At 66.1% G+C, this 11,921-nt stretch carries 10 protein-coding genes; 5 read left to right on the top strand and 5 right to left on the bottom strand.

Annotation, left to right across the window (positions count from 1 at the left end; all coding sequences use genetic code 11):
- Positions 1-189 precede the first annotated feature (189 nt).
- Complete coding sequence (locus B7Z76_RS10900) at positions 190-1,209, bottom strand: lytic transglycosylase domain-containing protein (RefSeq protein WP_174503250.1); 1,020 nt, start codon at positions 1,207-1,209, stop codon at positions 190-192.
- Between the two features lie 59 nt (positions 1,210-1,268).
- Positions 1,269-1,532 (bottom strand): hypothetical protein, encoded by a 264-nt coding sequence (locus tag B7Z76_RS10895; RefSeq protein ID WP_291343892.1) that lies wholly within the window; start codon positions 1,530-1,532, stop codon positions 1,269-1,271.
- 26 nt (positions 1,533-1,558) lie between these two features.
- On the opposite strand from B7Z76_RS10895, the gene B7Z76_RS10890 reads away from it, so the two are divergent.
- From B7Z76_RS10890 to B7Z76_RS10870, 5 genes are all read left to right on the top strand, one after another.
- Complete coding sequence (locus tag B7Z76_RS10890) at positions 1,559-2,980, top strand: lactate utilization protein B (protein WP_174503249.1); 1,422 nt, start codon at positions 1,559-1,561, stop codon at positions 2,978-2,980.
- Positions 2,977-3,681 carry a lactate utilization protein gene (locus B7Z76_RS10885; RefSeq protein WP_291343889.1) on the top strand — a complete coding sequence of 235 codons (705 nt, stop codon included), beginning with the start codon at positions 2,977-2,979 and terminating at the stop codon, positions 3,679-3,681. The genes B7Z76_RS10890 and B7Z76_RS10885 overlap by 4 nt, the downstream gene beginning before the upstream one ends.
- Positions 3,665-4,216, top strand: a complete 552-nt coding sequence (locus tag B7Z76_RS10880) for a Smr/MutS family protein (protein WP_174503247.1) — start codon at positions 3,665-3,667, stop codon at positions 4,214-4,216. Before B7Z76_RS10885 ends, B7Z76_RS10880 begins: the two co-directional genes overlap by 17 nt.
- 10 nt (positions 4,217-4,226) lie before the next feature.
- Positions 4,227-4,619 carry a helix-turn-helix domain-containing protein gene (locus tag B7Z76_RS10875; RefSeq protein WP_174503246.1) on the top strand — a complete coding sequence of 131 codons (393 nt, stop codon included), beginning with the start codon at positions 4,227-4,229 and terminating at the stop codon, positions 4,617-4,619.
- Positions 4,620-4,719: 100 nt separating this feature from the next.
- Entirely contained in the window at positions 4,720-5,145 is a 426-nt protein-coding gene (locus tag B7Z76_RS10870; protein ID WP_174503245.1) for a GFA family protein, read from the top strand.
- 168 nt (positions 5,146-5,313) lie between these two features.
- Here B7Z76_RS10870 and B7Z76_RS10865 read toward each other — a convergent pair whose 3' ends face one another.
- The 3 genes from B7Z76_RS10865 to B7Z76_RS10855 all read right to left on the bottom strand — a co-directional run bounded on the left by B7Z76_RS10865 (position 5,314) and on the right by B7Z76_RS10855 (position 11,751).
- Positions 5,314-5,583 carry a hypothetical protein gene (locus tag B7Z76_RS10865; RefSeq protein WP_291343885.1) on the bottom strand — a complete coding sequence of 90 codons (270 nt, stop codon included), beginning with the start codon at positions 5,581-5,583 and terminating at the stop codon, positions 5,314-5,316.
- 186 nt (positions 5,584-5,769) lie between these two features.
- Positions 5,770-8,982 carry an EAL domain-containing protein gene (locus tag B7Z76_RS10860; RefSeq protein WP_291343883.1) on the bottom strand — a complete coding sequence of 1,071 codons (3,213 nt, stop codon included), beginning with the start codon at positions 8,980-8,982 and terminating at the stop codon, positions 5,770-5,772.
- Positions 8,983-9,366: 384 nt separating this feature from the next.
- The gene (locus B7Z76_RS10855; RefSeq protein WP_291343881.1) at positions 9,367-11,751 is read right to left on the bottom strand and encodes a transketolase; all 2,385 of its coding nucleotides are present in this window, start codon (positions 11,749-11,751) and stop codon (positions 9,367-9,369) included.
- Positions 11,752-11,921: the final 170 nt, after the last annotated feature.

The raw sequence follows: 11,921 nt of genomic DNA, 5'->3' as shown, positions 1-11,921 counted from the left end.
CTTCGGCAGCAATGGTTCGATCGCAGCCCATTGCGTGTCGTTCAGCCAGAAAAGTTCCGCCATGTTCGAAGCCGTCCGAACAGACTTGAATCAGACGCCCCGTAGTCATGGCAATAGGTACAGAACCTAGGGCGTCTTCCGTGTGGGCAGCGGAAGAAAGATCGGCGCCACTCAAGCAAGAGGCGCGCCTCAGGAGGGCGCACCGGTGATCGGGATCGGCATCCGCCGGTAGGCGGCGAGGGATCGGCCGGCCATTCCGCCGCCCATATTTCCCGGCACGTTTACATGCGGCCCCGCCCCGGCGGGCTGGTTCTGCAATGGCAGGATGGAGGCGGTGCCGTGCAGCGGCGCGAAGGCGAATGATCCCGGAGCGAAATGCCGCACATTGATCCCGCCCGGGCTCGGTTTGCCGTGCGTCACAGCTCCCTTGGCCGCACCCGCGGCGGTGGTCACCGGCGGCGCGGGCGGGTTTGCGGGGCCCCATACATGCGGGGCAGCAGCCGATTTTGCCGCCATCGGCAGAGGTTGGGTCATTGCGGTCTGCACCAGCGGCAGGCCAGTTTGTCCGCCGGTCTGCCCGCCGCCCTGCCCTTGCCAGCGGGCCAGCACCTGATTGGCGTAGGGCGCGCCAAGGGACGGGGTTGCGGAATGATAGGCCGCGATGGCCTGCTCCCAGTTTCCCGTCTGCAATTTCAGCCGGGTCAGGAAACCCGCCGCATAAAAGACGTTCGACATCGGATCGAAGGCCTGTGCAAGGCTGGCGAAGGCGTGCGGATGCTCCCTGATATTGACCTGCATGCAGCCGATATCCAGCGAGGTGATACCTTGCTGGAGGAAGGATTGCGCCGCCGCGATCGCCTCGGCCTCGGTCTGATACATGTGGCCGCTGCCATTGGCATCGATCGTCCAGGGCCAGGGCGCGAGTTGCCCGGTCACCCGGTCGGGGCGGCCGCTCTCCACCGTCCCGATCGCGCGGAGCAGGCCGGCCGGCGTGTGTTTGTCGGATTCCGCCATGATGACGGCCGCCTGGCACAGCAGCGCCGGGTCGATCGCCGCACCGCCATCCGGTGCAACGCCGCTCGGCAGCGCGCGCGCCTCCCCGGCGCCGGCCAGGGTGACGAAAATCGCAGCGATCGGAATGATGGCGAAGTGCCTCAACATGCCGCCAGTATCGCGCAAGTGAATTAATTTCAGGTTAGTTTCGCGCATCGGCTTACGCCTTGACAGCGTCTGTCCCGAGCGGGTCGCGCCAAACCCCCAAGCGGCGATCACCGCTGCGGCGATCGCGTCATATGCTGCGACCGCTTCTGCAAATGTCGCGCCTTTTGCGATGCTGCACTGCAAAAAAGTTCTTGCGTGGCCCCCACCGCGGCGCTATATCGGTTTTCAGCAACACGGCGAACATTCGCTCTGTTTGCTTTCTTGGACGTTTCCTCCCTAAACTTGGCGGCACGCAAGTGCCGCCATTTTTTTTGATCCATCAAGAAATTATGGTGGCGATGGGGGCCGTTCACTTCGGCGCGGCCATTCACTACACTCGTGCGTGAAGGAGTTCCCGATGCTGAATACCAGCCCTGATTTCAAGGAAAATTCCCGCCGCGCGATGCAGGACGCCGGGCTGCAGAAGGCGCTCGACCGCGCCCGCAAGCCCTTCGCCCAGACCCGCGCGGCCGCGGTCGCCCGGCTGCCGGAGTTCGAGACCCTGCGTGAAACCGCGAAGGGCATCAAGAATCACACGCTCGCCCATCTCGATTTCTACCTCGAGCGCTACACCGAGCAGGTCGAGGCTCATGGCGGGCAGGTGCACTGGTGCCGCACCGCCGAGGATGCGCGGAGCGCCGTGCTCGACATCTGCCGCCGGGTGGGGGCGAAGACCGTCACCAAGGGCAAGTCGATGATCTCCGAAGAGATCGGGCTGAACGAGCACCTCGCGGAAAACGGCGTCCGCCCGGTCGAGACCGATCTTGGCGAATACATCCTGCAGATCCGGGGCGAAGCGCCGAGCCACATCATCGGCCCGGCCTTCCATCTCAACCGCGAGGATTGGGAAGCCAGCTTCCGCGCCGCCCATACCCACCTGCCGGCCGACCGGGTGTTTCACGAGAAACGCGATATCCAGGCCGAAGCCCGCGCGGTGCTGCGCGAGCAGTTCATCGCCGCCGATGTCGGCATCACCGGCGCCAATTTCCTGATCGCGGAAACCGGCAGTTCGGTGATCGTCACCAACGAGGGCAATGGCGACCTCACGCAAACCCTGCCGCGCGTGCATATCGTGCTCGCCAGCCTCGAGAAAATCGTGCCCACCCTGGAGGACACCGTCTCGCTGCTGCGGGTTCTGGCGCGCTCGGCGACCGGGCAGGAATTCTCGGTCTACACGACGTTCTCGACCGGCGCGAAACGCCCCGGCGACCCTGACGGACCGGAGGAATATCACGTCATCCTGCTCGATAATGGCCGCTCGAACATGGTCGGCACCGAGTTCCAGGACATGCTGCGCTGCATCCGCTGCTCGGCCTGCATGAACCATTGCCCGGTCTATCTCACCGTGGGTGGCCACGCCTATGGCTCGATGTATTCCGGCCCGATGGGCAGCGTGCTGACCCCGGCCATCTTCGGCGCCGAGCAGGCGCATCTGCTGCCCACCGCCTCGACCTTCTGCGGCAAGTGCGAAAGCGTCTGCCCGATGAAGATTCCGCTCACCGGCATGATGCGTCACTGGCGCGAGCGGGCCTTCGAGCGGCATCTCGCCCCGGCGACCACGCGCTACGGCATTCGCGGCTGGGGGTTCGTCGCCCGGCGCCCCGGGCTTTACCGCAGCGTGTCGCGCATTGCGGCATGGGGACTCGGGGTCATGGGCCGCAAGCGCGGCCGCTTCGGCTGGCTGCCGCTGGCCGGCGCCTGGACCGCCGCGCGCGACATGCCCGCCCCCGAGGGCGAAACCTTCTTCGCACGCTATGCACGGGAGCAGCGCAGCCGATGAAACAGGACAACCAGGCCCAGCGCGCGGCGATTCTCGGCACGATCCGGCGCGGCCTCGGGCGCGGCGCGCTGCCGGCCGACCAGGCGGCGATGCTCCGCACCCGGCTCGATGCCCATCCGCGCCACACCATCCCCGCCCGCGTCGCGCTCGACCATGATGCGCTCATCGAGCTGTTCATCACCAATGCGACGCGCGAATACGCGACCGTCCAGCGCCTGGCCGACGCGGCGGACCTGCCCGCCCATATCGCGGGCTACCTGCGCGAGCAGAACCTGCCGGCGGAACTGGTGATCGCCCCGCACCCGGATCTGGAGGCGGCGAACTGGAACGACGCGCCGCTGCTCGCCCATCGCTTCGGCCGCGCGCAGCCGAGCGACATGGTCTCGGTGCAGCGCGGCTTCGCGGCGATCGCCGAAACCGGCACGCTGATGCTGCCCTCCGGCCAGCGCTCGCCGACCACGCTCAACCTGCTGCCGGATACCGAAATCGTCGTGCTGCAGGACTCCGACGTGGTCGGGCCATATGAAGACGCGTTCGACCGGCTGCGCCAGGCTGGCGGGATGCCGCGCAACGTGATGCTGGTCACCGGCCCGTCGCGCTCGGCCGATATCGAGCGCACGCTCGAACTCGGCGCGCATGGCCCGCGGCGGCTGCACATCGTGCTGCTCGGCGGCGCAGGCGGAGATGGCGCGCAGGGCTAAACCCCTCCCGGCCGCCGATCTCGAGGTCTGGACGCGCTATCTGCGCCACGTCCGCCCGTTGCGCGGCGTGCGGGTGCCTGAACCGCCGTCGGCCGACAAGCCCGCCAGCGCGCGGCCCGAGACCGGGACGGCGCCTGCGGCGGCACCGGCGCCAGCGCCTCCGCCGGCTGCGCCGCAGCGTCGCCCGGCGGTGGCGATCGGCGTGGCGCCACCGGGGCTCGACCGCGCCACCTGGGCAAAATTCCGGGCCGGGAGGATCGCGCCGGAACGGACGCTCGACCTTCATGGCATGACCACGGCGACGGCACATGTCGCGGTCAGTGCCCTCATCGGCGGTGCGGTATCGCGCGGGATGCGCTGCGTCGAGATCGTGACGGGCCATGGGCGGCGGACTGGCGGCGAAGGGGTATTGCGGCGTGAGGTGCCGTTCTGGCTCAATGACGGCGCGCTGCGGGCGCACATCCTCGCGGTGTGCCATCCGCATGCCGCCAACCAGGGGGCGCTGCTTGTGCTGCTACGGCGGAGCCGCCCGTGAGGCTTGGCGCGTGACCCCCTTCGGCGCGCGGCTGCGCGCCTTGCGGGCCCAGCGCGGGATGACCCTACGCGAGATGGCCGAGGGCATCGGCGTCTCGGCGGCCTATCTTTCCGCGCTTGAGCACGGCAGGCGAGGCGCGCCCTCGCCAGGGCTGATCCACCAGATTTGCGAACGGTTCAGCCTGATCTGGGACGAGGCGCACGAACTGGCCGATCTCGCCCGCGATTCCCGCCCGCGCATCAGCCTGCACACCGGCGGGCTGTCCCCCGCGCAAACCGCGCTGGCCAACCGCTTCGCCCGCCAGCTGCGGCACCTGCCGGATCACACGGTTGCAGCGATCGATGCGCTGCTGCGCGAAACCCCCGCACCGCCTTCCGCCGAAGACGACAGGGTGGGCGAGTAAGCCGCCAGGGGCGCTGTCTCACGGGCTGCGATACTTGCCGAACGCCACCCGCTGCGGCACGATGCCACTTCTACAAGATGAAACGAGGAGACTTCCAGACATGACGACCCATAAGGGTGCCTGTTTCTGCGGCGCCGTCGAAATCGAAGCGAGCGGCGAGCCGGAAGGCATGGGCATCTGCCATTGCCGCTCCTGCCGTTCGTGGTCCGGCGGCCCGGTGAACGCCTTCAGCCTGTGGAAACCCGAGGCGGTCAAGGTGACCAAGGGCGAGGAACACATCGCCACCTATGCCAAGACGCCGATGAGCGAGCGCAAGTTCTGCCGTCTGTGCGGCGGCCATATCATGGCCAATCACCCGCCTCTCGGGCTGGTCGACGTGTTTTCGGCGACGATCCCCACACTCGATCACAAGCCCGGCCTGCATGTGAATTACAGCGAAACGGTCCTGCGCATTCGTGATGGACTGCCGAAATTCGCCGATTTCCCGGCGGAATTCGGCGGTTCGGGAACGCTGATCGCCGAATAGGCGCGCGGCCGGCGCGGGGGCATTCCCCGGTCAGATGGAAACGTCTGGAACACTTTCCGGTCCTTCCGGATCGGAAAGTGTTCCATCATATTGATAAATAGAGCATCATACGACCAGATGACACCATCTGATCGGATGATGCTCTGGCCGGCTCGGAATGCTCTCGCGTCAGAAACGTAAGATGCGGATCGCCGGCCCTGCCGGCCCCGCGCCGCGGTTCGGTGCGAACCTGGCGTAGAGATAGATGGCAGCTCCCGCCAGCAGCAGCACCGGCAGGGTGAATACCGCGAGCCAGAACAGCATTGCGACAAAGCCAAGCGCGATCCCGAACATCAGGAGACGCGCCGCGATGGCCACGAGCGACGGCTTGCGTGTCGGCAGATCGCGAAAATCTCCCGAAACGGTCATGTCGATGGTCGGGCCTTGATGATGTCCCATGGATCAGATGTTGGCGCTTGAGCCGCCGGCAGGCAAGCAGCGGCTGCTCAAAACGTGATGAACATTTTGCAATCGGATGACATCGCCGCCTCTGAGCACGTTCAGATCCATGCGGATCGGATAAAGATGCTCGACTTATCAATATGATAGAGCACTACATCCGATCCAACCGGATCGGAAAATGCTCTAGAACAGGGCGATGAAGGGCGCCTGCGACGAAAGCGCCCCTATCGACGGTAGCCGGAATTCTGCAAGCCATGCCGGCACCTGGTCGGCAGGCATCGGCCGGGCGATGCCGTATCCCTGTCCGAACACAGCGCCGCAGCGCTGCGCCATGTCGATCAGTTCAGGTGTTTCGAGACCCTCGACCGTGACCGGGATATCCAGCCGCAGCGCGAGCTGCACGAGCGCTTCGACCAGCTTGATCGACCGTTCGTCCTGCGCCGAAATCCCGCGCACCAGCCCCTGGTCGACCTTGACCATGTCGAAGGGGAGGTTGCGCAGCCGCATAAGGCTGCCATACCCGGCGCCGAGATCGTCGAGCGCCAGCTGCACGCCCATGTGATGAAGCGCCTCGATCGCGCTCAACCCCAGATCGCCGGCGACGAAGTCCTGGTCCTCGAGCAGTTCGAGGGTCAGCCGCCGCGGGTCGAGAGCGAACGTGTCGAGCGCCGAGCGGATCCAGCGGGCGCAGTCCGGGTGGCGCAGCGTCGTCGGCGGCAGGTTGAGCGACAGATCGACATCGAACCCGAGCCTGCGGTAGCTGCAGACCGAATGCATGGCCTGTTGCATCCCCTCGATGAAGAGGCGGTCGAGATCCTGCTGGCTGAGAACCGGCAGAAACTGCGCCGGGGCGACTCTGCGTCCATCGCCAAGGTCGAGCCGGGCGAGCGCTTCGAGTTTCGCGACCTTGCCGCTCCGCAGATTGACGATCGGCTGCATGAACATCTGCAGGCCGCCGTCGAACAGCCTGCTGCGCCACGCCTGTCGCTCGGCGGCGGGCATCAGTGCCAGCGACTCGTCCCTGGTCTGCTCGAGGCCACGGGCCGCGATCAGGCTGAGCGCCTCGAGGGAGTCGCTCGTCACCGGTGCGGCGAACTGGTTCGGCAGCCTGCCATACATGACAAGCACGGCGCGCAGCCGGCCGGTCAGTTCGGTGATCGGCAACGCCACAGCGCTCAAAACGCCCTCGGCGGCGAGAAGGCGCTGGCCCGCACCTTCATCATCCTGGCCGACGAAGTCATGCGCCGGTCCGCGTTCGGGCTCCGCGGTTAGCCATGCCCTGGCGATCGGGTGGTCGCCAAGCTCCTTCAGCTTCCGCCCGCCCAGCCGCAGCGCGGGATGTCGTTCCATCATCCCTGCATGCGCCGTGCTTTCGGATTCGATGACGAGGCGCCCATCCACCGCCTCGGTATAGATCGCGCAGCAGGCGATGAACGGCCAGTCGGCCAATACCGCGGTGATGGCGTCGCAGACATCGACGCTGCGGGTCATCCGGCGGGTTTCCAGTGCGAGCATCCCGAGCGTGTGATGGATCTCGTGGCGCAACCGTGCCGCTGCGTCCTGCTGGATCTCCATGTCGAGCTCGCAACGTTGCAGGATGATGTCGAGATAGAGCTGGCGCTGGCTGATCCGGCCCGGAATTCGCTGGCTGTCCACCGCGATGCGCTGATACAGCCCGCTCATGGCGTTGGTGCGGGCGCTGATGTCGACGCCGAGGGCAACGTGCAGCCGGCCGATGCGGGACGCTTCCGCGCGGTGCCGTTCGGGGCTCAACTCGGGATCGAGCAGCAGCAGGATATGGCGGGCGACAGCCTGCGTCAGGCCCTCCTCCCGTCCCGGTTCCAGCAGCCGCATCACGGCGTGGTTCCGCGGGTCGGACATGATGTCGTCCAGCATCGCTTGCGCGATGTCGGGGATGCAGGGCCGCAGGAAGCGCAGAGCCCAGGCGATGGGCAGGAGATTGTCGGCGGAATACGGGTCGAGCTGCCGCCGCCTTGATCCGTATCGGCGCTGCACCTGCCCGAACAGCGAGACTTCGGCCCGTCCGAGCAGCGAGGCGGCGGAGTCCGCATCGGCGGGGTAGAGCGCGCTGCCGAGGGAAATCCTGATCGTCTGGGCGGATGCGCCGGGAACCTCGAAGGGCGCTGCGGCCAGCGCGAGGGTCGCGTCGATCCGCGCATGCATCTCGGTCTCGGCGATGTTGGCATGCACGAAAGCGAACGAGTCCGCCCCGACCCTTGCCTGGAGAACGGCGTCCGGGAGTGTTGCGAGCCGTTGCCCGAGCGCGCGCAGGATTCCGTCGCCGCCGTCGCGCCCGATATGGGCGTTGATGTCGGAGAAATCCTCGATGTCAACAACGATGACGGCAAGCTGCCGCCCAGGCGCCACGCCGCGGCAGAGTGCGGAAATCTCCTCCTCGAATCTGGTCCGGGTGGCGAGGCCGGTCAGGTCGTCGACCCGTCTCGCCTTTTCCAGTGCTGCAGCTGCCATCTGCTCGCGCCGGCGGCTGCGAGCGACGAGCATGACCAGCAGCGCAAGGATGACGATGAAAAGGAGTTCGAGACTCCAGCGGATCCAGCCGCTGCGGATCCAGCGATTGGCGACATAATCCGCCGGCCAGCTCGCGGTTACTTCCAGCGGCAGGCCAGGAACGGCCACCTGGTCCGCCACGCTGGCGGGCGGCTTCGTGTTTGTCCCGATGGCGGCCTGGTGCGGGCTGCGATGGGCAAGACTGCTGAAATCGAGCCCGCCATCATGCCAGACCACGAGATTGGATTGGTTTCTCATGTCCGTGACGGCAAGGGCGAGGTTCATCGCGTCGTGGCCGGAATAGGCCAGCAGCCGATCGAGCCGGTAGGGCGTGCCGACGAAATAGCGGGTCTTGCCGTCGGCGCCGATGTCGCGGAACCGCATCGTGATGGCGTAGCTGTGAACCCGTGCTGCGTAGCGCGGGTGGCCGAGCAGGTATTGGGGGTGGCTGGCCAGCGGCGTAAATCCGTTGGCTAGGGTGATCGGGCGCTTGGGCTGCTTCTTTGTCGACCAGATGATGTGGTTGCCGTCCGGCGATTGCACGTTGAAGGCATAGAGGCTCGGGTGCAGCGCCATGAAGCGGTAGAGCGCCCGGACCGTTCGCGGCGACGGGGCGATGGTGCCGTCCGGCGCCGGTGACAGCAGACTGACGCCGATGAATTCGAGTTCCGTGAACTGGTTGAACAACCGCCGCGCGATCGTGCCGGCATATTCGGTGGCGACCGTTTTCGCCTGCGCCTGTACCCGGCTGGCGAGTTCGTCATATTTGAACCACTCGAAGGCGCCGCAGATCAGGATGACGAGAACAACCGTGCCCCAGAGAAAGCCGATCACGTCTCTCGTCCACGGAGATTTCTGGTTGCGCATGCCGAAGATGACTCGAATTTTCTGCCTGTAATCCGTCGGTTTGACTGATAAATGCTTTCCGTATCCTCTTCAAATCATACAATAACTCTGGTGATGTTCTAATCTTAATTATTCGTTAAAATAATGTTGAATGGTCTGCGGTATATCTATTCATTAACCATTACGGTGGCCGACAGGATGCGTCACTGGCCGATTTTCAGGATTGGCGGAGGCTCCATCATATTGAAAATTAGAGTATTTCTTGTCGATCAAACGAGCGCGTACGATCAGATGGCGCTCTGGTGTCCTGCCACTGAAATTTATGGGTGAAGTTCAGGGACAGTCGCGGCACGTCGCCAGCGCCTGCGGGCGCGTGCCTTGTCCGAGGGGCAGGGTGGAGGTGTGTCAGGCCAGCAGTGCGGCGGCGCAGGCTTCCAGGATCGCATCGGTATCGATGCCATAGACGCGATAGAGATCGGGGATATCCCCGGACTGGCCGAACCGGTCGACGCCGAGCGTGTTGATCCGCTGGCCGCGGACGCCGCCGATCCATGCATGGGTGCCCGGATGGCCATCCAGCACCGTCACCAGCCGCGCCTCGGCGGACAGTGGTGCGAGCAGCCGCTCGATATGGGACGTGGCGGCAGGCTCACCGTTCCGGCGCGCCTGCTGCGCGCTGCGCCAGTCGGCGAAAAGCCGGTCGGGGCTGGTCAGTGCCAGCAGCCCGGCGCCGGGAATGTCTTCCAGCAGCATCGCATGCGCGGCTTCGGCTTCCGGGGCCACGGCGCCCTGGTAGATGATCGCGATGCGCGCGCCCGGCGCCGGCGGCCGGACCCAGTGCGCCCCGGCGATCACGTCGGCCGCATCGATCTGCCGGTCGGGCTGGGTCATGGCGCGGGTCGACAGCCGGAACCAGATCGACGAGCCCTCCGGGCGCTGCATCCAGTCGAAGCCGTAGCGCATCAGCAGCAGCAACTCGTCGCAATAGGCCGGCTCGAAGGCGGCGATGCCGTCCTGCACCATGCCGAGCAGCGGCGTGTTGTTGGACTGGTGCTGCCCGCCTTCCGGCGAAATGCTGATGCCCGAGGGTGTGGCCACCAGCATGAACCGCGCATCCTGGTAGCAGCCATAGACCAGCGCATCGTGGCCACGATTGACGAACGGATCATAAACCGTGCCGACCGGCAGCAGCCGCGCGCCATAGAGCGGTGCCGCGAGGCCGGCCGCGGCGAGAAGCAGGAACAGGTTCTGCTCGGCGATGCCAAGCTCGATATGCTGCCCCTCCGGGCTCATGCCCCAGCGCTGCGCCGAGGCGAGCTTGGCGTCGCGGAACATGTCGTTGCGGGTATGGCGGTCGAAAATGCCACGGCGGTTCACCCAGGGACCGAGGCTGGTGGTGACGGTCACGTCCGGGCTGGTGGTGACGATATGGCGCGCAAGCTCCGCTGCCTCGCCGCCGGCGCGGCCGATTTCCGAGAGGATTTCGCCAAAACCCACCTGGGTGGAAACACGCCGCCCGGGAAAGGGCGTGTGGGGAAGGATTTCAGGCACTGGAACCGGCGGCGCCGTATAGGTGCGTCCGGTCGCGGTCAGCGTGCGGGCATAAGGCGTTGCGGTCAGAAACCGGGCCACGCCGTCCGGATCGTCGATCCCCTCGAAGCGGTCCCATTCGTGGCCGGGGCGGATCTGCATCTGGCGGCGGAAGGCTTCCATCTGCTCGGCGTTCATCAGGCCGGAGTGATTGTCCTTGTGCCCGGCGAAGGGCAGGCCGGCGCCCTTGGTGGTGTAGGTGAGAAAGCAGGTCGGCTGATCCGACCGGGCAGCGGCGGCAAAGGCTTCGACCAGCGTCGGCAGGTCATGCCCGGCGAGATTCGTCATCAGCCCGGCCAGCGCCGCGTCGCTCATCGGGTCGATCAGCGCCCGCACCCCCCGCGACCGGCCGAGATCGGTCGTCAGCGCTTCGCGCCAGGCGGCCCCGCCCTGGAAGGTCAGGGCGGAGTAAAGGCTGTTCGGGCAATCGTCGATCCAGGCGCGCAGGGCCTGGCCGCCGGGGCGGGCGAACGCTGCTTCCAGCTTCCGGCCGTATTTGAGACTGACGACATTCCAGCCCATGTCCCGGAACAGCCCCTCGATCCGGCCGAACAGCCGGTCCGGCATGACCGAGTCGAGGCTCTGCCGGTTGTAGTCGACGATCCACCAGACATCGCGGATATCGTGTTTCCACCCTTCGAGCAGGGCTTCGTAGATATTCCCCTCGTCGAGCTCGGCATCCCCGGCGATCGCGATGTGGCGCGCGGCGCGGCGGTCGGCCGGCACCATGCCATGGGCGCGCACATAGTCTTGCACCAGTGCCGCGAACGAGGTGATCGCAACGCCGAGCCCGACCGAGCCGGTCGAGAAATCGATCTCCCCCCCATCCTTGCGGCGCGAGGGATAGGCCTGCGCGCCGCCCAGGCTGCGCAGCGCGGCCAGTTTTTCGAGGGTCTGCCGGCCGAGGAGATAGTTGATCGCGTGCAGGACGGGGCCGGCATGAGGCTTTACCGCCACCCGGTCCTGCGGCCGGAGGATGTGGAAATAGAGCGCGGTCATGATCGTGACGGCCGACGCGCAGGAGGCCTGATGGCCGCCGACCTTCAGCCCGTCGCGGTTCGGGCGGATGTTGTTGGCGTGGTGGATCATCCACGCGGAGAGCCACAGCACCTTGCGTTCGAGCTGTTGCAGCCGCGCGAAATCCGCGCTGGCGGGGGGGTGGTCATCCGGCCGATCGCCGGGAACGAGCAACTTGTTCATGCCTTGATCCCGGCCTGTCCGTTTCCTGCACCCCGTATAGACCAGAATATATGAAATTCACGCGTCCGTTTGAAACGGCGACCCTGCGGCATGGGAGCGTTGCCCGGCAGGACGGGCTGAGCCCCGCTCGCGCCGACGGCGGGTGGATGGCGTCAATCCGTCCAGATCAT

Origin of the sequence: Acidiphilium sp. 20-67-58, from assembly GCF_002255515.1 — a bacterium.
GTDB lineage: Bacteria > Pseudomonadota > Alphaproteobacteria > Acetobacterales > Acetobacteraceae > Acidiphilium.
The sequence above is the reverse complement of the archived record's forward strand: the minus strand, read 5'-3'. Positions and strand labels throughout refer to the sequence as shown.